This is a genomic window from Arthrobacter mangrovi (genome assembly GCF_026011795.1).
GTDB classification, from domain to species: Bacteria; Actinomycetota; Actinomycetes; order Actinomycetales; family Micrococcaceae; genus Crystallibacter; species Crystallibacter mangrovi.
The window spans coordinates 24,529-45,376 of the sequence record NZ_BRVS01000009.1 but is presented as its reverse complement, the minus strand read 5'-3'; the positions used below and the strand labels follow the sequence as shown (position 1 = coordinate 45,376).

The following is a 20,848-nucleotide window of genomic DNA, read 5'->3' as shown; positions in this document are numbered from 1 at the left end:
ATCAGTTGCCTCCTTCAGCAGGGTGCTCCCAGCGACCGTCCACGCGCCGCCCGATTGCCCAGGGGTTCCCATCCTGCAGCGCCCGGGGCAGCTGGGCGGACGGGAAGGAATCGTAGGCAACGGGCCGCATGAACCGTCGGATGGCGGCGGTTCCCACGGAGGTCGTGTTGGGGGCCGTCGTCGCCGGATAGGGACCGCCGTGCTGCTGCGCATAGGTCACGGTGACCCCTGTTGGCCAAGCGTTCCAGAGCACACGGCCGCTCCTTTCGCGCAGGACCGTCAGCAATGCCGCGAGGTCTTCATCCGGTTCCGCCTGGACGGTCGCCGTCAGCTGCCCCTGGAGAAGCGTCGCCAGTTCCGCCAGGTCGGTTCCCGGTTTGTACTGGATGATCAGGGTGGCTGGCCCGAACATCTCCTGCTCCAGCAGCCCGGGCTGCTCGCGGACGGCATCGGACGTGGTCAGGAGCACGGTGGGAGAGGGTGCTTCGGCTCCGTCCCCGTCGATGAGCACATCCACGCCTTCGGCGTTCCGGACGCCTGCGAGAGCCTCGTCGAAGCCCTCGCGGAGCCGGGGGCTGAGCAGGGGAGCCATGGGCTTGCCGGCGAGCTCGCGGCCGAGGACCTGCGCGATCTCCTCCGAACTGCCGGCGGGTGCGAACAGCAGTCCCGGCTTGGTGCAGAACTGTCCCATGCCCATGGTGAATGAGCCCGCATAACCGGCGAGGATCTCTTCGCTGCGCCGGTTCCAGGCTTCCTCGGTGACAAAGACCGGATTGATGCTGCCGAGTTCACCGTAGAACGGGATGGGGACCGGCCGCCGGGATGCCCGGTCAAACAGCGCCCGTCCTCCGGCCGTGGATCCGGTGAAGCCGATGGCCGTCACGAGAGGGTGGTCCACCAGGGCCTCGGCGGCCGCCCGGCCGCTGACCGTCGAGAAAAGACCGGTGGGCGCGCCCGCCGCGGCCAGTGCTTCGGCGGCGATTTCCCCGGTGCGAAGGCCCAGCTCGATGTGGCCGTCGTGGATCTTATGCACAACGGCACAGCCTGCCGCCAGGGCCGAGGCGCTGTCGCCGCCCATGACGCTGAAGGCGAAGGGGAAGTTGGAGGCGCCAAAGACGCCGACGACGCCGAGCGGCACATTGATCCTGCGGATGTCCGGCCGGGGGCCCATGCCCCACTCGGGGTCGGCGTGGTCGATGGTCGCGTCCAGGTTCTCGCCGCGGAACACTTCGTCACCGAAGAGCCGCAACTGGAAGACGGAGCGCTGGAGTTCGAAGCGGAGCCGGCCCTCTGCCAGATGGGTCTCGCGTGCTGCGATTCCGACCAGTTCGTCGGCATGCTGTTCCAGCCCGCCGGCGAGGGCCTCGAGCCAGGCGGCGCGGGTCTGCGGTGTTTCATCCCGGGACTGCTCGTAGGCCTTGTGGGCGGCCTCGATCTGCGCGGCGGCCTGTTCTGCTGAGGTAGTCGTCATCGGTTGCTGCTCCCGGTTACTGCAGCCCGGTCCCCGACCTGCTGCCAGCCCGAGCCGGATGGGAACGTCCAGCGGTCACGCGAGTCCTTGAGCATTTCGGCTCCTGTGCCCGGCTTTTGGGGCGCAAGGTAGCGGCCGCCTTCCACACGTACCGGTTCAATGAAGTGCTCGTGCAGGTGGTCGACGAATTCGATCATCCGGTTTTCCATGCTGCCGCTGACTGCGGCGTAGTCGAAGAAGGAGAAGTGCTGCACCAGTTCGCACAGACCGACGCCTCCGGCGTGCGGGCATACGGGCGTATCGAACCGGGCCGCCAGGAGCAGGTTGGCGATGTTTTCGTTGACACCTGCCACGCGCGTGGAATCGATCTGCATGACGTCGATGGCGCCGGCCTGGAGCAGTTGCTTGAAAATGATTCGACTGGCGACGGCTTCACCGGTGGCGACCTTGACGGGGGCAACACCCCGGCGGATCGCGGCATGGCCGAGGATCTCGTCCGTGCTGGTGGGTTCTTCAATCCACCACGGATTGAATTCGGCCAGTTCGTTGACCCAGTCGATGGCCTCCTGGACTTCCCAACGCTGGTTGGCGTCGATGGAAATCTTGACGTTCTCGCCTACCGCCTCCCGGGCCAACTTCATTCGGCGCCGGTCCTCGTTCAGGTCCCCGCCGACCTTGAGCTTGATCATGCCGAACCCATCGGCGACGGCTTCCCTGCTGAGGCGGACCAGCTTTTCGTCGCTGTAGCCGAGCCAGCCCGGCGTGGTGGTGTACGCGGGGTAACCGGAGCGCTGCAGCTCTTCGATCCGCCCTGCCTTTCCGTTTTCGCCGCGGCGCAGGATCTCGAGGGCCTCGTCGGGAGTGAGGGCGTTCCTGATGTGCGTGAAGTCGACTGCGTTGACGACTTCCTCGGCCGGCATCTCGCTGAGCAGCCGCCACAGCGGCTTCTGCTCGCGCTTGGCACGGATGTCCCACAGGGCGTTAACCAGCGCTCCGGCGGCCATGTGCGAGACACCCTTCTCGGGACCGAGCCAGCGCAGCTGGGAATCATGGATCAGCCGACGCGAGGATTCGCCAAGGTCGCTGACGAGTTCGTCCAGGTCACGGCCTACCAGCAGCTGACCGTACGATTCGATGGCTGCGGTGATGATCTCGTTGCCGCGGCCGCAGGTGAAGACGAAGCCGTGGCCGGATTCGTCATCCGTGTTGATGCTGACGTAGGCGGCGGAGTAGTCCGGATCGACATTGACGGCGTCGGAACCGTCCAGATCCAGCGAGGTGGGGAAGCGGATGTCTTCGGTGCGGACAGAGGTGATTTTCGACAAGGTAAATGCCTTTCGTGTGTTTAGGCGAAGCCGAGCAGGGACGGTAGCCAGAGGCTGAGGGCCGGGACAAAGGTGATGACCAGGAGCGTGGCCAGCATGGGGATGAAGAAGGGCAGTACGCCCTTGATGACCTTGGGGACGGGAATGCTTGTCACGCTGGAGAGCACGAACAGGACCAGTCCCACCGGCGGCGTGAGCAGCCCGATCAGCAGGTTGAAGATGACGATGACGCCGAAATGGATCGGGCTGAGGCCGAAGGTCTCGGCGACAGGTCCGAGGACGGGAACGAGGATCAGGATGGCGGCCGTCGGCTCCAGCACGCAGCCGATGATCAGCAGCAGGACGTTCACGAGGATGAGGAACACGATCGGGTGGTTCGTGAAGTTCAGGATGAAGTCCGCTGCCAGCTGGGGCGCCTGTTCACGGGCCAAAACCCACCCGAACAGGGCGGCTGCGGCAACGATCAGCAGGACCGACCCCGAAGTTTCCACCGATCCAAGCAGGATCCGGTACGTCTTCCGCCAGGTCAGGGACCCGTAGATCAGCGCGAGGATGAAGATGTAGAGCACCCCGATGCCGGACGCTTCGGTCGGCGTGAAAATGCCGCTGAGGATGCCGCCGAGGATGACCACGCCGGCGCCGAAGGCCGGCAGCGCCCCCAGGAGGGCCCGGCCGCGCTCGCTCCAGGATGCCTTCGGCATGATGAGGTGGTGGTCCTTGCGGGTCAGCCACCAGACCATGAAGGTCAGGCACAGGATCAGCACCATCGCCGGAATGATACCCGCCATGAAGAGCGCTCCGACCGAGACCCCTGCCGTGACGGCGTAGATGATGGCGGGGATGCTGGGCGGAATCATCGGGGCGATGAGCGACGACGCACCGGTGATGCCCAGGCTGAATTCCTCCTTGTACCCGCGCTGCTTCATGGCGGGAACCTGGATCTTGCCCATGGCCGCGGCGTCTGCGATGGCGGCGCCGCTCATCCAGGAGAATCCGAAGCTGGTGGCGATGTTGACGTAGCCGAGGCTGCCGCGGATGTGGCCGAGGTAGGCGACGGCCGTGGAGTAGAGCCGGTCCGAAACACCGGAGACGTTCGCCACGTTGCCTAGGAGGATGAACAGGGGGACGGCGAGGATGGCAAAGCTGTTGACGCCGGAGGTGGTCTGCTGGACGGCGATGCCCAGCGAGGCCGTGGGGTCCATGGTGACGTAGATGAGGGACGGCACCAGCAGCGCGATGGCCACGGGGACCCGGAGGGCGAGCAGGACCAGCAGGCCCACGAGCATTAAGGTCAGTGTCATGAGTGTTCCCTCAGATGGCTTCTTTTTCGAGGTTTTCCATGGCCTCCGGTACTTTTTCCGGGTGCCTGAGATTGACGAAGGTGTTCAGCACGCCGTGCAGGAAAATCAGTGCGAAGCCGAGGACAGCTGCGGTGTAAACCACGCTCATGGGAATGTCCGTAGCAGGTGCGTGCAGACGGGCAGCCGAAAGGGCGAACTGGGTTCCCGCCACCGTCATGGCAGCCGAGACGACGAGGACCACCAGCATGGCGAAGGCATCCATCAGCACGGCCGCGCGCTTGCTGAGCTTCGCCGCTACCAGATCGACCGTGACGTGCAGTCGCCGGGCCATGACGAATCCGGCCGAAATGAACGTCAGCCACACCAGGGCGAAGCGGGCGAGTTCTTCCGTCCACGACAGCGGGCTGGAGAAGACGTAGCGGCTGATCACCTGAATCAGCACCAGGACGAGGGTGAGGCTCAGCAGCGCTGCTGCCGCCACCCGCTCGGCGTTGACTACGGTTCGCAGCAGCGGGCTGCGGGACTCGAGGAAGTCAGGTTCATCGGGATGTTCCGGAATCATTTGGCATCCTGGATCTGCTTGTAGAGGTCGCCCCACGAAACTTCGCTGGGCAGCATGTCGCGGGCGCGCTCCGCGAAGACGTCGCGGTCGACATCCTCGTTGACTTTGATGCCGCTGCCCTTCTTCCACTCCTCGAGGGTCTCCTTCTCCTCCGTCTCGACGCACTCGCGGACCTTGTCCGAGGCGGCGTCCATGGCCGAATCGAGCGCGGTCTTCTGGTCATCGGGCAGGGAGTCGTACAGGGCGGAGCCGGTCACGATATTGACGCCTTGGATCATGTGACCGGTCAAGTTGATGTACTCCTGGACCTCGTTGAGCTTTGCGGAGGCAATGGTCGGAACAGGGTTCTCCTGCGCGTCGATCACACCCTGCTGCAGGGCGAGGTAGACCTCGTCCAGAGCCATCGGGGTCGCTGTGCCGCCCATGATCTTGGTGTTGGTCAAATACAGGGGAGCGTCGGGCGTGCGGATCTTGATGCCCTGCATGTCTTCGGGGCCTTTGATCTCCTTGTTGGAGGTGACATGCCGGGTGCCGTAGTACCAGCCGGAGAGAACCTTGATTCCCGTCTCGGCGTTCATGTCGTCGTAGACCTTCTTCATCACCGGACCTTCGATGGTTTCCACGAAGTGGTCGACGTCCTTGAAGAGGTAGGCGCCGTCCAGGACGGCGGCGGGCTCGTGCCAGACTCCCAGGAAGGAAGGACCTGCAATCGCCATGTCGAGTCCGCCGGTGGCTACCTGCTCGAGGGATTCGGCCTCGCTCCCGAGCTGGGCTGCCGGGTAACTCTCTACCGTGATGCCGCTACCTTCAAGCTCCTCCTTGAGCGTTCCGACGCCGCATTTCTCGACCGGATGCCCCGCCTCGTAGACGTGGGCCAGCCGAAGGACCTTGTCTCCGTTGGCGCCGGCGGCGTTGGACCCGCCGGCCTGCACCGGACCGCCGACCCCGCACCCGGCCAGCATGACCGTGGCCGCGGCCGCTAGGGACAGTCCAAGCACTTTCTTCCGGCCGCTCTTTGACTGCTGTGCTGGGTTTCCCGTTGTTCGTGAACTGGACATTGTTGATTCTCCTTTGGCTGTTGATGCGTTTTCTTTACGGCAAGTGAGGTGCTGGTGGATCAGGCAGCGCGTTCGGCCGGGGGAAGGCCCAAGTGCTCCGCCAGTCGGTTCAGCAGTTGGGTCGTGGAGGGCGCCAGCGCCACGACCTCCCGGTTCGCCTGGCCCCTTGCGTACTCGAGGTCCCCGGGAGCGTGGACGGATGCGCCGTTTGCGCCGGATTTCCGGATGCGGTCCTGAAGCCGGGCGACGCGTTCTTCGGTATGCCGCCTGCCCGTGAACGCCGCCGGATCGAGGGCGACGAGCAGGTGTCCAGTATTCATGCGGGACGCGGGATTGGACCAGATGTCTTCGGTCTCGTGGGCGAAAGTACCGGTGCCCAGGGACGCGGCGACGGCTTCGAGGAGAGCCGACACGGCCGAACCTTTATGTCCCCCGAACGGTATGAGTGCACCGGCCATGGCCTGAACGGGATCGGTTGTCGGCTCCCCGGCGGGATCAACAGCCCACCCCTCCGGGATCGCGGCCCCCTCGTTCTTGGCAGCAATTACCTTGCCGTAGGCGCCGGTACTGGTGGCCATGTCGGCCGTCAGGGGATGGCCCGCCGCGCTGGGGGCTGCAATCGTCAGCGGGTTGGTTCCGAAGACCTTGGCGACGCCGCCATAGGGTGCCACGGTGGGACCAGTGGTGGAGGTGAGGAAGGCGATCAGCCCGGCGGCAGCCAGGCGGTCGGACCAGAAGATGCCTGCGCCGAAGTGGCTGCTGTTCTGCACGGCGACCGCAACTACGCCGCGGTCGGAGGCATGCGATCGCGCGTAGTCGGTAGCGGCTCGCATCGCGATCTGGCCAAGGGCGCCGTCCGCGTCAAGCAGTGCAGCCGACCCTGTGTCAGCGCGCCAGTCCAACTGGGGATTCGGATTGATGCCGCCCTGCTCAATAGCTGAGACGTAGAGCGGCAGGCGCAGCAGGCCATGGGAATTGATGCCGCGCATGTCTGCCTCGACCAGTGAACGCGAGGTGAGATCGGCGTCGGGAGCCGGCACATCGACGTGCTGGAGGGCTGCTGAAGAGAAACGGACCAGTTCTTCGGTGGAGTAGCGAGTGGGTTCCAAAATGTGTTCTCCGTAACGTTCCATATAGGATTCGTGAAAACCCTATATGATTTAAACAACAATGCAAGGGGTGCTACTCAAGAGATTGAAGAGGCGCACTGCCGGCAGGCCGAGGGCAGGAGGCGACCTGTCAAAGGACGGAAGGAACCGCGTGGGAGAGTCCCAGGAGTCAATCAGGATCAAGCTGTCCGCTGGCGAGGTCTACGAACAGTTGCGCGCCCAGATTCTGGAGAATCGGATCCCGCCGGGGAGCAGGGTCAACATTGAAGCTGTCGCCCGCCAACTCGGCGTCTCGCCGACACCCGTCCGCGAGGCGCTGCATCGGCTGCAGGGGGACAACCTCGTAGTGGCCACCTCCGGCCGCGGCTACAGCACGACTGCCCTGCTGGACCTGGCAGAGTTGCGCGACCTTTTCGAATTCAGGCTACTCATCGAACCGTGGGCCGCCCGGTCGGCGGCGGTTGACCGGCTGGAGAATCCAGCCCGTCGCCTGGAAAAAGAGTTGGCGCAGTTCGAAGAGGCCACCGAATCAGCAGCGGATATCCGTGGTGACCTGGTGAGCCACGATACGAGATTCCATGACCTGATTATGTCGGCGACCCGGAACGACGTAGTTCGTAACGCGTACAGCCAGACGCACTGTCACCTTCACATCTTCCGCCTTTACCCCGCGGACATCGGCGGTGCCATAACCCTCGAGGAACACCGCCAGGTATGGCAGGCCATCAGGGACTGTGACCCCATGGGGGCGGAGGAAGCGATGCGCCAGCACCTGTCCCTTGCCTATATGCGCTTCGCCCAGGCGTTCGAAGAAGGCGATCCCGCCCATCGACCGCTAAGGTCGGCAGGGTCGCCCCTGACGCATGTTCCGTCGGCGGCTGAAAACTAAGACTTGTCCGTAGAAGAAGACACCACCCGGAGGTTCCATGAGCGACTCTGCAGCTGCGATCAAGACGATCAGCTTTCCCGACCAGGACCTGCTGGAGGCGGTGCGGCCGCTGCCGGACGGGTTGCGCGGGACCGTGTGGGATTTCCGGGGCGATCCGGCTGACGTGGACGTGGCCGATATCGACGCCGTGGTGCTGCCGTACCTGAACGCGCAGGACATCCTGGACGTGCTCTCCCGCGCCACCAACCTGAAGCTGGTTCAGGCGCAGACCACCGGGGTCGACGGCGTGGCTGAGGCGGTGGGCAGCGATGTTGCCATTGCGAGTGCGGCGGGCGTGCATGCGGCGTCGACGGCGGAGCTTGCCGTTGGATTGGCGCTTGCCTCGCTGCGGGGCATCGATGCGGCGGCGCGGGACCAGCGAGACGCCCGGTGGCGGCACGAGCGCAGGCTGTCCCTGGCCGACCGGAAGGTCCTGCTGGTCGGGGTTGGCGGCATCGGCGCGGAGATTTCCAAGCGCCTGCTGCCGTTCGAGGTGGAGCTGACGCGGGTCGGCAGCAAGGCGCGGGAGGACGAACACGGCCACGTGCACGGCAGCGACGAGTTGGTCGAGCTGGCGCGGGAGGCCGAGGTATTGATCGTCATTACGCCGCTGACCGACGCGACGCGCGGCCTGATTGATGCTGACGTGTTGGCGGCCCTGCCGGACGGGGCGCTCGTGGTCAACGTGGCGCGCGGCGCCGTGGTCGACTCCGACGCCTTGACCCGCGAAGTGGTCTCGGGCCGGATCAGCTGCGCCATCGATGTGTTCGATCCCGAGCCGATCCCGGAAGAGCATCCCCTGTGGCAGGCGGAGAACGCCCTGATCACTCCGCACGTCGGAGGCGATACTTCCGCGTTCCAGCCGCGGATCGTGCGGCTGCTGAAGCGGCAGCTGGCTGCACTGGGCAGCGGCGCCGAGCCGGAGAACCTGGTCCAGCGAGGCGGTGCCTGGTCCTGATCCCCGCCATCTGATTCGGGGCTTTGTTCCCTTACCCGCCCGACCTGTCACGTGCCATGGTGGGGTCCTGCAGGCGAACACTTGGAGGGCAGGATGGCGTTGTCGAACGGCAAGATCGTTGTAGGCGTGGACGGTTCCGAGTCCTCGGTGGAGGCGCTGAGGATGGCGGCGAGGCTGGCGCCCGCGCTGGATACCGGGATCCACGCGATAGCGTGCTGGCATTTCCCGCGCATCTACGAAGGCTACGTGCCGCCGGACTTCGAAGCCTTCGAGGCCTCGGCCAAGGAAAAGCTGGAGGCGGCGCTGCAGCAGGCCTTCGGCAACGACCAGCCGGCGGGCCTGACCACGGAATTGATGCGCGGCCCCGCGCCCGAACTGCTGGTGCAGGCCGGCGAGGAGGCCGCGCTCCTGGTGGTCGGCCGGCGGGGCCACGGCGGGTTCCGCGGCATGCACCTCGGTTCCGTGAGTTCGGCCTGCGTGGCCCATGCCGCCTGCCCCGTCCTGGTGCTGCACGAGCACGGCAAGGTCCACACCCGCGGCGGCCGCGAGCACGCCGAACCCTAAGCAAGCACGGACAAAGGCGGTGACCGGCAGGAAAGCCGGCCACCGCCGTCGTTATTGCCCTGGCCCCGGTGACCTAGGTGAGGACGAAGACGCGCACGAGGACGGCGTCCCGGGCCGGCTTCAAGGAGTTCAGCGTGCCGACGAGGATGCGCCGGTTCAGCCAGTCGTGCGGGCCGGTCGGCGCGGTGACCGTCAGGAACGAGCGGGCGTAGCGGTTGTCCGGGGCGGGCTGGTCGATCAGGACGTTGTGGACCACGTTGAGGACGGTGCCGTCATCGGCGCGCAGCTCGTAGGTGGCTTCGAGCATGCGGATGCCGTCGCCGCGGATGAGCTGGCGGTCCGCGCCGCCGGCCTCGATGGTGCCGCTGATCCGCGGCCCGCGGAACCGGCCGCCGGTGATGGGCACGATGCGGCGCCCGCCGAGCGGGCCGGCGCCGAGGTCTTCGCTGGGCGCGATGTCGACGACGGCCTCGAAGGCGAGCTCGGTGCCGACCTGGTCCATCGGGATGCTGGCGAGCAGGTCGCCGAACTTCTTGTCCGTGAGTGTCGGCTGGGTGCCCTTGCTGTCGGCGGCGGCCGCCGAGCCCGCGGTGGCGAGGCCGGCTGCGGCGGCGAGGCCCGCGCCGAGCATGGCGCGGCGCTGGATGGTGTTGGTCATGTCCGCTCCCTTAGCCGTTCCAGATACGGTCGTTGATGAACTCCGCGGGCCGGAAGTCCACGAAGGCGGCCCCGTCCAGGCCGAGCGATTCGGCGCTCTGCTGCAGGACCGAGGTCTTGGCGGAGTCGGCCCAGCGGCCGGTGTCCAGGCGCCGGTCCATGGCTTCGACCGACGCGACGTTCTCCGCCACGGTGAAGCTGCAGTGCCCCTCGCGGTCCACGAAGGCCTGGCGGAAGAGCGCGTTTTCGCCGGCCCGGCGGACGGTCTCGGCATACTCCTCCTGGTATTCGACGGGCGCGAGCAGGTCGACGAGCGTGTGCGTGGCCAGCAGCGGGACCTGCAGCTCGCCGGTCGGGGTGGAGGTGCGCTGCATCCAGGCGAGGCCGGCCTCGTCCGGGGCGATGTCGGCGTTGGCGGTCAGCGTGCCCAGGTCCTTCGAGAGGTCCAGGCCGGCGAGCCGGTACATGTGCTCGACCTGCGGGCGCTGCGCGGAGGCGCGCAGGACCTTGGCGTAGTCGACGCCGGCGGTCCAGCCGCTGTCGCCGCCGGCCGCGTTGACGATGGTGTGGCGCCGCTCGATCACGGTGGGCAGGGTGTTGAGCACCAGCTGCGCCTGGGCGGCGGCAAGGGTATCGGGATTGCCGACGTCGACGCCGTGCAGTTCCGTGGGGGTGTTCAGCAGCGCGGCGACGAGGGCGATCCGGGCCCGGCCTTCCGCCGATTCGGTGGCCTGCTGCAGCGCCGCCTTGAGGCTGGCGATGGTGGCGTCCGACTGCTCGGGCGTGGTGAAGCCAGTGAGCCGGACGTCCTGGCCCGGGAGCAGGAGCTCGGCCGCGGCGTAGGCGGCGTCCAGCTGGTAGTTGTTCAGGGCGACGCCGCCGCCGACCAGTCCGCAGGTGCTGACGGCGCCGTCAATGCCGGCGTCCGGAATCTCGGCCATCATGCTGGTCACGAGGCCGCCCATGGAGCGGCCCATGGCGATCACGCGCTCCGCCTCGCCGAACTGTTCTTCAAAGGCGGCGAGGGTGTCCAGCTGGTCCTGCGCGGCGGTCTCGAGCGCCCAGCCGGTCGCGGCGTACGACGACGAGGCCACGGCGTAGCCGCGCTTGACCAGTTCGCTGGCGGTGGGCGCGAAGCTGTTGTCCCAGGCCGGGTTGGCGGGGCCGGCGCGGAACCCGTGCGCGAACAGGACCAGCTTGCCGTTCCAGTCGGCGGGGACCTCGGCGCGCCAGGTGGCGCCGTTGGCCAGGGCGCCGGTGGCGACCGAGGGGGCGGCTTGGGCGGGGGCCGCGGGAGAGGAGCCGTTTGTGGCCTGGGGAGCGGCAACCGCGGCGGGGAGTGCGGCGGCTGCGAGGACGGCCGAGAGGGCGGTGGCGGAAACAATCGTGCGGCAGCTTTGACGCAAAGTGCGGGTCATTGGGGAACCTGACTGTTAGATCGTTTAATCGGACAACTAATGCTTATTCGAACGATTGAAAGAGTCAATGGTCAGGTGGCGTTTAATTTCCACGGCGTGTTCGCCGGTGGCGCCGCAGCGGCAGGGCCCGACGGCGGCGGGTCATCCTAGGCGGCAGCGTCGGGATTGTCGAGGGTCCGGGTGCCGGTTTACCGCGCTGCAACGGAGTTTACCTGCGCGGTTTGTGGCTTAACGCGGCCGGCATCTTGCCGGCCACGCCCGGAAACGAGGACTGAATAGTTTCACCAGTGTCAGTTCAGCGAACGGCCTTGATGAGGAGACGAAGTTGCCCAACACCCGCAGGGATTTTCTGAGATATGTAGGCATCGCCGGGGGAGCCGGCGTCATGTACGGCACGATGAGCGCGATGGGTCTGGCTCCGGCGGCGGCGGAAACGCCGGCGTATACGGCGCCCAACGCGGGTGACCTGCGCGGCCGCGGCCGGAAGTCCGTGGCCGTGCTCGGCGGCGGCATCGCCGGGCTGACCGCGGCCTACGAACTCGGCAAGGCCGGCTACAAGGTGACCGTGCTGGAGGCGCGCAACCGGCCCGGCGGGCGGAACTGGACGGTCCGCGGGGGAACCAGCGAGACGGACCTGAAAGGCATCAGCCAGACGGCGAAGTTCACCAAGGGCGAGTACATGAACGCCGGGCCGGGCCGGATCCCGCAGCACCACGTGACCCTGGACTACTGCCGCGAACTCGGGGTCGCGATCGAGCCGTTCGTGAACCAGAACGCCGATGCCTACCTCTACCGGGAGGGGAGCACGGCGCTGTCCAACACAGCGGTTCGGCACCGGGCGGCCAAGGCGGACGTCTACGGCTACGTGTCGGAGCTGTTGGCCAAGGCGACCGACCAGGGCTCGCTGGACGGTTACCTCACGGCGGCCGATAAGGAGGCGCTGATGTCCTTCCTGAGCAGCTTCGGCGCCATCGGCCCGAAGGTCTCCGGCGATGCCGCCGCCAGCTACAAATACACCGGTACCGGGCGGCGCGGCTACGAGGTCGAGCCCGGGGCCGGGCTGGAGGCAGGAACGCCGCTGCCGCCCTATCCGCTGAGCGATGTGCTGGCCAGCGGCGTGGGCAACTACTTCTCGTTCGAGTTCGGCTGGGACCAGGCCATGATGATGTTCCAGCCGGTCGGCGGCATGGACCGGATTCCCTACGCGTTCGAAAAGGCCATCGGGCTGGACAAGATCAAGTACGGCGCCAAGGTGCTCGACCTGCGCAACACCCCTGCCGGCGTCGAGGTCGCCTACACGAATCCGGGCGGGCAGTCCAAGGTGCTCGAGGCGGACTTCGCGATCTGCGCGCTGCCGCCGCACATCGCCGCCAAGGTCCCGGGGAACCTGTCGGCCGAGGCCGTCGCGGCCCTCGCCTACGCGCAGCCGGCCGACGCGGGCAAGATCGGCATCGAATACAGCCGGCGCTGGTGGGAACTGGACCACCGGATCTACGGCGGCATCACCAACACCACCACCGGACTGGGCAACATGTGGTACCCCTCCAGCGGCTTCCACGGTGAACGCGGCACGATGATCGGCTACTACAACACCGGCGCCAGCGCCCGGACCTACGGTGCCATGAAGCCGGCCGGCCGGCTGGCCTCGGCGCTGGAAAAGGGGGCGCAGATCCACGGCCCCGTCTACGGCCAGGACGTCGCCTCGTCCTTCTCGGTGGACTGGAAGAACGTGGAGCACTCCGAGGGCGCCTGGGTGGGCTGGCCGTCGCAGACCGACGACAGTTACAAGAGGCTGCTGGAACCCGAAGGCAACATCTACTTCGCCGGCGACCACCTCAGCCACGCCATCGCCTGGCAGCACGGCGCCATGGTCTCGGCGCGCGCCAGCGTCACCGCGCTGCACAGCCGGGTGATGGCCGCATGATGCGCCGCATCCGCCCCGCCCGTACCCATCCGCACGTCCCCGAAAGGAATCCCATGACCCGCCGCAAGCTGCCGGCGATGGCCGCCGCCGTCGTCGTTGTTTCCCTCTCCGCCACCGCCGCGGTGGCCGCCCCGGAAATCGCGAAGAAATTCGGCGGACCGAAGCCCACCGAGACCGTGTCCATGCTGCCCGAGGGGCAGGAGAATCCGATGATTGCCGAGGGCGTGGCGATCGGGGCCAATACCGCCATCTACAAGAGCAGCGGGCTCGGTCCGGCGGCGATGAATACGGCGGCGCCGGCCGGCAGCGAGGAACGCTACATCGACACGGACGTCTTCCCCGGCGGGGAGCTGCCGGCGGGCGTCACCATCACGGAGGCCCAGGGGATCAACGTGCTGGCGCGCATCGGGGAGAACCTGGAGCGGGCGGGGTTGTCGTACGACGACGTCATCACCATGCGCGTGTTCCTGCAGAACCCGGACGGCGAGGAGCAGATGGATTTCGCCGGCTGGAACCGGGCCTACCGGCAGTACTTCGCGAACACCAGCGTGGCGACCGGCAAGCCGGTGCCGGTGCGGCTGGGCACCGCGGAGCCGGCAGAGCCGCTGGTGGCCAATCCGGCGCGTCCGTCCAGGTTCGCGCTGGAGATCGAAAACCTGCCGGTGGACGGCTGGCTGGTCGAGGTGGAGGTGGACGCGGCCTACCCCTCGTCCGCGGGCGGGAAGTAGGAACCGCCCGGGCGGCCGGAAGAGCCGCCGGAGGCGCCGGCATGGGGGCCGGCGCCTCCGGCTACATCCGCAGCGGGACGGCGCAGGGCCAGCAGGATTCCGGCGGCGAGCGAGCCGAGCAGGCCGGCGGCGAGGTCGCCGACCGTGTCGTCGTAGCCCACGTTGATCTCGCTGCTGACCAGGTAGTAGCCGAACCATTCGCCGAATTCCCACAGGACGCTCAGCAGGGCGCCGAGGGACAGGACGTGCAGGACGGCCCGTGCTCCTGCCGCGGGCTGCGGCGCCGGTTCGGGCCAGCGCAGCCAGAGGCGGAAGGCCAGGGCGGCCAGGACCCCGGTGGCGGCGAAGTGCACGGCGAGGTCCAGCGCCGGGACGGCCGCGTACCAGGCCAGGACCGCGCTCCACGAGGCCAGCAGCAGCACGGCACTGGTGGCGCCGTCGAGGACGGGATGCGTCCCGGCGGCCCGGGTGAGCAGTTGGCCCAGCAGGACCAGCAGGAACAGCAGGACCTCGACCAGGCCCCAGCCGATGAACGCGGCGAGGACGCTGAGCAGCCCGAGCGCGCGCAGGCCGTCGGCGATCCGGGCGGAGGGCCCGTCCGGGCGGCGAAGCAGCATGTCGATCACGTCGGGCCTTCCTGCCGGTTTTCGGATTCTACCGGGCGGTGTTCCGCCGAGGACCGGCGGACGCGGATCAGTCCTCGGCGAGGCGGATCTCGACGTCGATGTTCCCGCGGGTGGCGGTGGAGTACGGGCACACCTGGTGCGCCTGTTCCAGCAGCGCCTGCGCCTGCTCGGCGGGCACGTTGGGGAGCGAGGCTTCCAGAACGACCGCGAGCCCGAAGCCGCCGCCGTCCTGCCGGCCCAGGCTGACCTGCGCGCCAACCGCCGAGTCGGTGAGGTCGGCCTTGGCCTGGCGGGCCACGAGCTGCAGGGCGGAGTGGAAGCAGGCCGCATAGCCGGCGGCGAAGAGCTCTTCCGGGTTGGTGCCGACGCCGCTGCCGCCGAGTTCGACGGGGGCATCCAGCTTGAAGTCGAGGCGGCCGTTGGCGGAGCGGGTGCGTCCGTTGCGGCCGTCGCCGGTGGCCAGCGCCTCGGCGGTGTACAGGGCAGTCATGAGGTGGTCTCGCTTTCGGTTGTCTGCAAGGTGGCGGAGATCCGGTGCAAGGTCTCGCGCAGGGCGATCAGTTCTTCTTCGTCCAGGCCGGTGGCCGCGGCGATCCGGCCCGGAACATCGACGGCCTTGGCCTGGAGTCCGCGGCCGGCGGGAGTGAGCCGGACCAGGACGCGGCGTTCGTCCTCGGCAAGGCGGCTGCGCTCGACGAGGCCGAGGTGTTCCAGCCGCTTCAGCAGCGGGGAGAGCGTGCCGCTGTCCAGCTGGAGTTCCCGGCCCAGCTCCCGGACCTCCAGCCCGTCGCCGTCCCAGAGCACGAGCATCACCAGGTACTGCGGATACGTCAGGTTGAGTTCCTTGAGCACCGCCCGGTAGAGGGCCGTGGTGGCGCGCGAGGCCGAGTACAGGGCGAAGCACACCTGCTGGCTGAGGGTCGGAGAGTCTGGCACCCGTAAACAGTAGCGTGCAATTCGATTGCGTACAACTAATTGAAGCGAGCCGGACGAAGCGCCTGTGGAAAACCCTGAGCCTAACGCTTGGTTAACCGTTATGATCAGACCGGGCGCGAAGGATGGTCTTTGCAGAGCGCCCGCTCAGTCTCGCGCCTCTCGCAAGGATCTCCATGCCCGTCTTCCGTCCCTCCCGAGCCGTGTTCGGCACCGCGGCCATTTGTGCCGCCGTGCTGGCCGGCAGTTTGGCCGCCGTGCCCGCGGGGGCGGCGGAGCAGCCGGGCCGCCCGGCCGCATCGGTCCGGCCGGCGGAGCAGCCCGAAACCGGCGATGGGGGACCGGCGGCGGGGCGCTTCATCGTCAAGTTCAAGGAGCGGGCCGGGCACAGTTCGGCCGGCCGGAGCAAGGCGTACGGGCGGGCGGCGCAGGCGCTCGGGGTCGGGGTCGAGGAGGTCAGGGCGACGGCGACGGGCGCCCGGGTGGTGGCGGCGGAGGAGCCGCTCGACAGCGCCCAGGCCGCAGACCTGGTGTCCGCGCTCGAGGCGCACCCCGACGTCGCGTACGTGGAACCGGACAGGCTGATGCGGCCGCTGGCCGCCGCGCCCAACGATGAGCTGTACCGCCTGCAGTGGAATCTGTGGGAGGACCGGGCCGGGCTGCGGGTGCCGGGGGCTTGGGACGTGGGCACCGGAGAAGGCGCGGTGGTCGCCGTCGTCGATACCGGCATCACGCCGCACAGCGACCTGGCCGGCCAAGTGCTGCCGGGCTACGACATGGTCTCCGAGGCGGAGATGGCGCGCGACGGTGACGGCCGGGACGCCGACCCGCGGGACGAGGGGGACTGGTTCGGGCCGCTCGAGTGCGGCGACAACCAGGACGGTGAAGGCTCGTCCTGGCACGGAACGCACGTGGCCGGGACGGTCGCCGCGGTCGCCGGCAACGCGAAGGGCGTGGCGGGCGTGGCCCCGGGCGCGATGATCCTGCCGGTGCGGGTGCTCGGCGCCTGCGGCGGCTTCATGTCGGACATCGCGGACGCGATCGTCTGGGCCGCCGGCGGGGCGGTGGACGGCGCCCCGCTGAACGCGAATCCGGCGCAGGTGGTCAACCTGTCGCTCGGCAACCGAGGGCTGTGCTCGTCGACCACGCAGGAGGCGATCAGCTACGCCTACGGCGCCGGCACCGCCGTGGTGGTGGCGGCGGGCAACGAGCATGTGGATGCGGCGAATGCGAGCCCGGGCAACTGCCGCAACGTCATCACCGTCGGGGCCAGCGGGCGCGACGGGCGCCGGGCGGCCTACTCGAACTACGGATCGCTGCTGGATGTCACGGCGCCGGGCGGGGACATGGCCGCGGCGGAAGCCAACGGGATTCCGTCCACCTCCAACGGCGGGGTCAGTGCGGCGGGGGCCGAATCCTACGCCTACGCGGAGGGCACCTCGATGGCGGCGCCGCACGTGTCCGCGGTGGCGGCGCTGCTGATGTCACCCGCCGGCGGATCCCTCTCGCCGGCGGCGGTGGAGCAGCGGTTGAAGGCGACGGCCCGGCCGCTGGCCTCGGGGTGTGCGGCGGGCTGCGGGGCCGGGCTGGTGGACGCCGCCGCTGCGCTCACCGGCGTGACGCCGTCGGCGCCGCGGGCCACGCCGTCGATCCGGCCCGGGGACCTCGTGGCCTACGACGCCCGCGGCCAGCTCTGGAACTACGGCAAGAGCGGGTCGGCCTCCACCCGGAAGCTGATCGGTGGGTCCGGGTGGACCACGATGGACGAACTCCACACGGCGGACTGGAACGACGACGGGTACACGGACATCGTCGCCAAGTCCAAGGCCGGGCGGCTCTACCTCTACACCGCGCGGGCCGCCGGCGGATTCTCCCGCTCGACGATCGGCAGCAGCGGGTGGGGGCCGCTGGACCTGACCGTGGTGCGGTGGAAGAGCGGGGACGACTACCCGTCGATCATCGCCAAGGACCGCAGGACCGGAAGACTTTACGTGTACGGCAACCCTGCCGGGTCGCGCCTCTCGCCCCGCTACCTGCTGGGCAGCAGGGGCTGGGCGCAGTACGCGCTGGCCGCCCTCGATTGGGACAAGGACGGGCGCAAGGACCTCGTGGCCAGGACGCCAGCCGGCCAGCTGAAGCTCTTCCGCGGCGACGGCGAGGGCGGCTTCATCAGCGAGTTCCGGCTGGTCATCGGCCGCTCCGGCTGGGACCAGATGGGCAACATCGTCAGCTCCAACGGATTCGGGGGAGCGGGCACCACCGGCCTGATCGCCCGTGACGCCGCCGGCAAGCTCTGGTACTACCAGGCGGACCGGAAGCGCTGGGCTGCCAGGAGCCTTATCGGCACCGGCTGGGGCAGCTACCGCATCGCCGAGCAGTAGGACGCATCCGCCGCGGTCGGCACTTTGTCAACCGCCCGCCGTCGTACCCCAAGGAAAAACTAGGGTCGTACTGGGGTATGAAAGCTTTCACTTAGCGATTACTCTTTTCGCGGGGGAATGGCCGCGGCTTGCCGGGCACAGTCCTGTGGCTCGGAGCCGGCCCGCGGTTCCGCTGATATTGGGGGAACCGTGAAACAACGTCTTGCTGCGCTGATGGCCGCCGGAATCCTGGTGGCCGGGTCCGTCATGCCCGTCGCCGGTCCTGCCGCTGCCGCGGAGGAAACAACGACGGCGGCGGGGCAGGCCCCGTCCGGCGGGGCGCCTTCGGCGGGGAGTACTTCGGCTGCGGCGCCGTCCCTCGCCACGGCGTCCGCCCTGGCGACCGCGACCGCGACGGCGCCGGCCGTGGAGCTGGACCTCCTGGCCCGCAAGGCCGGCGACCCCGAGCTCAGATTCGAAGGCCGCGCGGTCAACGCGGCGGGGAAGACGGTCCGGCTGGAGGTCTACCAGGACGCCAAGTGGCAGGAACTGTGGGTCTCGGACCCGCTGGCCTCCGGTGACGCCGACTTCGAACACACCCAGAAGCTCACGGCGACCGGCATGCTGAAGTACCGCGCCGCCGTCGTCGGCACCACCGCCGTCTCCGAGACGGTCGAGGCAGACCTGGCCCGGGCGACGGCTGCAACGGCCCCGACCGCCTCGGCGACGCCGACGCCGACGCCTATGCCGTCGCCGGTCCCGACCGCGACCCCCTCGCCGACGAAAACCCCGGCTCCGACGGTCTCCGCCGCACCGGCTCCTGCTCCGACGGCGTCGTCCACGCCGAAGCCCGCCCCGACCGAGGCGCCGGTAACGGCGCAGGCCGAGCCGCAGCCGGTCCGGAACATTGCCGTCCCGACGATTTCGGGCAGCGCGGTGCTGGGCCAGAAGCTCACCGCTGCGCCGGGAACCTGGACCACCGGCGCGACGCTCACCTACCAGTGGCTGCGCGACGGCCAGCCGATCAGCGCCGCGACCGCCGCGACCTACACCGTCGGCACCGCGGACGCCGGCAAGCGGCTGAGCGTGCGCGTCACGGGTGCCAAGGCCGGCATGACCTCCGCGACCGCGACGTCGGCCGCCACGGCCAAGGCTGTCCTCGGGACGGTGGCCAACACCGTCGCCGCGAGCGTCGGCGGAAGCGCCTACGTGGGCAGCACCCTCACCGCCAAGGGCAGCTGGACGTCCGGCGCCACGCTGAAGTACCAGTGGCTGCGCGGCGGCAGGGCCATCACAGGGGCGACCCTGGCCACCTACAAGGTGACCACCGCCGACCTCGGGCTCAGGCTGTCGGTGAAGATCACGGCGACGAAGACCAACTACCTGTCCGCCACAGTAACCACCGCGCAGACCGCGGCCGCCGCGTACGCCCCGGCGCCGTCGGATGCGACCTACCAGTCCTTCACCGCGCCGAACGGACTGACCGGCCAGTACCACGTCTACGGCAACAACGTGGACCGCTCGCAGAAGGTCGGCGTGCTGTTCGTCTTCCACGGCGACTACAGCTACCCGGCGCAGTCCTACGTGCACCAGCCCAACGGCGCCGTGATGAAGGCGATGGCGGCCGAGGCCGCCAAGAAGAACATGATCATGGTCCCGGTGGTCACGCCCGACAAGAAGGGCGGCATCACCTGGTGGGAGGACGTGGACAAGAACGGCGACTACTTCCGCGCCCTGGCCGCGATGGTCATTTCCAAGTACGGAGTCGACGCGAGCCGGGTCTGGCTGCACGGCTATTCCGGCGGAGCCGAGTTCATCACTTTCGAGGTACTGGCCGACCGGCAGGGCTGGATCAAGGGCGGCGGCGCGACGATCGTGGGCGGCGGCGGATGGCGCGGCGTGCCGACGGCGCCGACCGCGGCGGTCAAGGCAATGAACCTCAACTGGATCTCCGGCAGCCTCGACGGGCTTGGCGGCACGACGCTTGCCACCTGGTCGGCGCTGGACACCGCGAAGTACTCCCGGACCATGTACGCGGGCCTCGGCTTCACGAAGACCACGATGACGGTGCTTCCCGGCGTCACCCACTACACCTACGACATGCCCGCCCTGCTGGCCCGCGACCTGCGGGTGCTGCCGGACAAAATGCTGCCCGCCAACGCGTCTGCCAAGGTGCTCGCCGGCGACATCGCGGCGGTCGACGCGGGCGGCTCGCTCTACGTCTACCCGTCCGCGAAGGGCGGGGATCTGGCCCTGCGAAGCTTCGTCTCAAGCGGCTGGCAGTCCGCCGTCTCGGTGGACGTTGCAGACTGGAACAAGGACGGCGTCCAGGACCTCGTCGCCAACTGGAAGTCCGGCAAACTGACCGTGGACTTCGGGAAGGCCGCCGGCGGGTTCAAGCGCACGGAGATCGGCCGCTCCGGCTGGCAGGGCTACGAGATCCTCGTGACGAACTGGCGCCAGTCCGACCAGTTCCCGGGCATCGTCGCCAAGAACCTCGCCGAGGGCAAGCTCTACGCCTACGCCAATCCGGCCGGCGCCGGCCACGGAGCCCGGACACTGATCGGCTCCTCCGGCTGGCGCGACCTGAAGGTCATGGCCATGGACTACGACCGTGACCACAAGATGGACCTCGTGGCCAGGACCGCGGCGGGGCAGCTGAAGCTCTACCGCTCCAACGGAGCCGGCCGCTTCCTCGCGGAGGACCGCCGGGTGGTCGGCAGCTCCGGCTGGAACGCGATGACGCACCTTTCGGGCATCTCCGACCACGTGGCCGCCGGCCAACCGGGCATCCTCGCGGGCGACCGGAACGGCAACCTGTACCACTACGGCGTCAGCACCAACCGGATCCAGAAGCGCTCCGTCATCGGCGTCGGGGGCTGGGAGACGCTTCGGCTCGGGTCCTGATTTTTTCGACAACTGCATA

Annotated in this window: 18 protein-coding genes; 7 read left to right on the top strand and 11 right to left on the bottom strand. The window is 68.3% G+C overall.

Annotation, left to right across the window (positions count from 1 at the left end; translation table 11 throughout):
• Window position 1: 1 nt before the first annotated feature.
• Genes AHIS1636_RS11465 through AHIS1636_RS11440 form a run of 6 tightly spaced genes read right to left on the bottom strand, consistent with a single transcriptional unit; the run spans window position 2 to window position 6,826 of the window.
• A complete protein-coding gene (locus AHIS1636_RS11465; protein ID WP_264795962.1) occupies window positions 2-1,471 on the bottom strand; it encodes an aldehyde dehydrogenase (NADP(+)) in 1,470 nt (489 codons plus the stop codon).
• Entirely contained in the window at window positions 1,468-2,796 is a 1,329-nt protein-coding gene (locus tag AHIS1636_RS11460; RefSeq protein ID WP_264795961.1) for an enolase C-terminal domain-like protein, read from the bottom strand. The genes AHIS1636_RS11465 and AHIS1636_RS11460 overlap by 4 nt, the downstream gene beginning before the upstream one ends.
• A gap of 20 nt (window positions 2,797-2,816) precedes the next feature.
• On the bottom strand, window positions 2,817-4,097 hold the full coding sequence (locus tag AHIS1636_RS11455) for a TRAP transporter large permease (RefSeq protein ID WP_264795960.1): 1,281 nt from the start codon (window positions 4,095-4,097) through the stop codon (window positions 2,817-2,819).
• Between the two features lie 10 nt (window positions 4,098-4,107).
• Window positions 4,108-4,659 carry a TRAP transporter small permease gene (locus AHIS1636_RS11450; protein ID WP_264795959.1) on the bottom strand — a complete coding sequence of 184 codons (552 nt, stop codon included), beginning with the start codon at window positions 4,657-4,659 and terminating at the stop codon, window positions 4,108-4,110.
• Window positions 4,656-5,717, bottom strand: a complete 1,062-nt coding sequence (locus tag AHIS1636_RS11445) for a sialic acid TRAP transporter substrate-binding protein SiaP (RefSeq protein ID WP_264795958.1) — start codon at window positions 5,715-5,717, stop codon at window positions 4,656-4,658. The genes AHIS1636_RS11450 and AHIS1636_RS11445 overlap by 4 nt, the downstream gene beginning before the upstream one ends.
• Window positions 5,718-5,776: 59 nt before the next feature.
• Window positions 5,777-6,826 carry an Ldh family oxidoreductase gene (locus tag AHIS1636_RS11440; RefSeq protein ID WP_264795957.1) on the bottom strand — a complete coding sequence of 350 codons (1,050 nt, stop codon included), beginning with the start codon at window positions 6,824-6,826 and terminating at the stop codon, window positions 5,777-5,779.
• Between the two features lie 151 nt (window positions 6,827-6,977).
• Between AHIS1636_RS11440 and AHIS1636_RS11435 the strand changes: the two genes are divergently transcribed.
• From AHIS1636_RS11435 to AHIS1636_RS11425, 3 genes are all read left to right on the top strand, one after another.
• Window positions 6,978-7,715 (top strand): GntR family transcriptional regulator, encoded by a 738-nt coding sequence (locus tag AHIS1636_RS11435; protein ID WP_264795956.1) that lies wholly within the window; start codon window positions 6,978-6,980, stop codon window positions 7,713-7,715.
• Window positions 7,716-7,752: 37 nt separating this feature from the next.
• The gene (locus tag AHIS1636_RS11430) at window positions 7,753-8,712 is read left to right on the top strand and encodes a 2-hydroxyacid dehydrogenase (protein ID WP_264795955.1); all 960 of its coding nucleotides are present in this window, start codon (window positions 7,753-7,755) and stop codon (window positions 8,710-8,712) included.
• A gap of 93 nt (window positions 8,713-8,805) precedes the next feature.
• On the top strand, window positions 8,806-9,276 hold the full coding sequence (locus AHIS1636_RS11425) for a universal stress protein (protein ID WP_264795954.1): 471 nt from the start codon (window positions 8,806-8,808) through the stop codon (window positions 9,274-9,276).
• Window positions 9,277-9,349: 73 nt separating this feature from the next.
• Here AHIS1636_RS11425 and AHIS1636_RS11420 read toward each other — a convergent pair whose 3' ends face one another.
• The gene (locus AHIS1636_RS11420; protein WP_264795953.1) at window positions 9,350-9,934 is read right to left on the bottom strand and encodes a DUF3237 domain-containing protein; all 585 of its coding nucleotides are present in this window, start codon (window positions 9,932-9,934) and stop codon (window positions 9,350-9,352) included.
• A 10-nt stretch (window positions 9,935-9,944) separates the two neighbouring features.
• Window positions 9,945-11,351, bottom strand: coding sequence for an alpha/beta hydrolase family protein (locus AHIS1636_RS11415; protein WP_264795952.1), 1,407 nt, complete (start codon window positions 11,349-11,351; stop codon window positions 9,945-9,947).
• A gap of 325 nt (window positions 11,352-11,676) precedes the next feature.
• Here AHIS1636_RS11415 and AHIS1636_RS11410 point away from each other — a divergent pair, with 325 nt between their 5' ends.
• Together AHIS1636_RS11410 and AHIS1636_RS11405 are read left to right on the top strand one after the other, a co-directional pair.
• Entirely contained in the window at window positions 11,677-13,275 is a 1,599-nt protein-coding gene (locus AHIS1636_RS11410; protein ID WP_275116376.1) for a flavin monoamine oxidase family protein, read from the top strand.
• A 53-nt stretch (window positions 13,276-13,328) separates the two neighbouring features.
• Entirely contained in the window at window positions 13,329-14,003 is a 675-nt protein-coding gene (locus AHIS1636_RS11405; RefSeq protein WP_264795951.1) for a Rid family hydrolase, read from the top strand.
• On the opposite strand, the gene AHIS1636_RS11400 is transcribed toward AHIS1636_RS11405, so the two are convergent.
• The 3 genes from AHIS1636_RS11400 to AHIS1636_RS11390 all read right to left on the bottom strand — a co-directional run bounded on the left by AHIS1636_RS11400 (window position 13,976) and on the right by AHIS1636_RS11390 (window position 15,565).
• On the bottom strand, window positions 13,976-14,620 hold the full coding sequence (locus AHIS1636_RS11400; protein WP_507762588.1) for a DUF2238 domain-containing protein: 645 nt from the start codon (window positions 14,618-14,620) through the stop codon (window positions 13,976-13,978). The two genes, AHIS1636_RS11405 and AHIS1636_RS11400, sit on opposite strands and share 28 nt — an antisense overlap.
• Before the next feature lie 76 nt (window positions 14,621-14,696).
• Window positions 14,697-15,119: an organic hydroperoxide resistance protein gene (locus AHIS1636_RS11395; protein ID WP_264795949.1), complete on the bottom strand. Its 423-nt coding sequence runs from the start codon at window positions 15,117-15,119 to the stop codon at window positions 14,697-14,699.
• Window positions 15,116-15,565 (bottom strand): MarR family winged helix-turn-helix transcriptional regulator, encoded by a 450-nt coding sequence (locus AHIS1636_RS11390; protein ID WP_264795948.1) that lies wholly within the window; start codon window positions 15,563-15,565, stop codon window positions 15,116-15,118. The genes AHIS1636_RS11395 and AHIS1636_RS11390 overlap by 4 nt, the downstream gene beginning before the upstream one ends.
• A gap of 173 nt (window positions 15,566-15,738) precedes the next feature.
• Between AHIS1636_RS11390 and AHIS1636_RS11385 the strand changes: the two genes are divergently transcribed.
• Together AHIS1636_RS11385 and AHIS1636_RS11380 are read left to right on the top strand one after the other, a co-directional pair.
• Complete coding sequence (locus AHIS1636_RS11385) at window positions 15,739-17,943, top strand: S8 family serine peptidase (RefSeq protein WP_264795947.1); 2,205 nt, start codon at window positions 15,739-15,741, stop codon at window positions 17,941-17,943.
• A 189-nt stretch (window positions 17,944-18,132) separates the two neighbouring features.
• On the top strand, window positions 18,133-20,829 hold the full coding sequence (locus tag AHIS1636_RS11380) for a hypothetical protein (protein ID WP_264795946.1): 2,697 nt from the start codon (window positions 18,133-18,135) through the stop codon (window positions 20,827-20,829).
• Window positions 20,830-20,848 lie beyond the last annotated feature (19 nt).

Bases quoted from the DNA above. Each gene is read 5' to 3' on its own strand.
- AHIS1636_RS11465 (WP_264795962.1), bottom strand. From the start codon at position 1,471: ATGACGACTACCTCAGCAGAACAGGCCGCCGCGCAGATCGAGGCCGCC.
- AHIS1636_RS11455 (WP_264795960.1), bottom strand. From the start codon at position 4,097: ATGACACTGACCTTAATGCTCGTGGGCCTGCTGGTCCTGCTCGCCCTC.
- AHIS1636_RS11450 (WP_264795959.1), bottom strand. From the start codon at position 4,659: ATGATTCCGGAACATCCCGATGAACCTGACTTCCTCGAGTCCCGCAGC.
- AHIS1636_RS11445 (WP_264795958.1), bottom strand. From the start codon at position 5,717: ATGTCCAGTTCACGAACAACGGGAAACCCAGCACAGCAGTCAAAGAGC.
- AHIS1636_RS11430 (WP_264795955.1), top strand. From the start codon at position 7,753: ATGAGCGACTCTGCAGCTGCGATCAAGACGATCAGCTTTCCCGACCAG.
- AHIS1636_RS11425 (WP_264795954.1), top strand. From the start codon at position 8,806: ATGGCGTTGTCGAACGGCAAGATCGTTGTAGGCGTGGACGGTTCCGAG.
- AHIS1636_RS11420 (WP_264795953.1), bottom strand. From the start codon at position 9,934: ATGACCAACACCATCCAGCGCCGCGCCATGCTCGGCGCGGGCCTCGCC.
- AHIS1636_RS11415 (WP_264795952.1), bottom strand. From the start codon at position 11,351: ATGACCCGCACTTTGCGTCAAAGCTGCCGCACGATTGTTTCCGCCACC.
- AHIS1636_RS11405 (WP_264795951.1), top strand. From the start codon at position 13,329: ATGACCCGCCGCAAGCTGCCGGCGATGGCCGCCGCCGTCGTCGTTGTT.
- AHIS1636_RS11400 (WP_507762588.1), bottom strand. From the start codon at position 14,620: ATGCTGCTTCGCCGCCCGGACGGGCCCTCCGCCCGGATCGCCGACGGC.
- AHIS1636_RS11395 (WP_264795949.1), bottom strand. From the start codon at position 15,119: ATGACTGCCCTGTACACCGCCGAGGCGCTGGCCACCGGCGACGGCCGC.
- AHIS1636_RS11385 (WP_264795947.1), top strand. From the start codon at position 15,739: ATGCCCGTCTTCCGTCCCTCCCGAGCCGTGTTCGGCACCGCGGCCATT.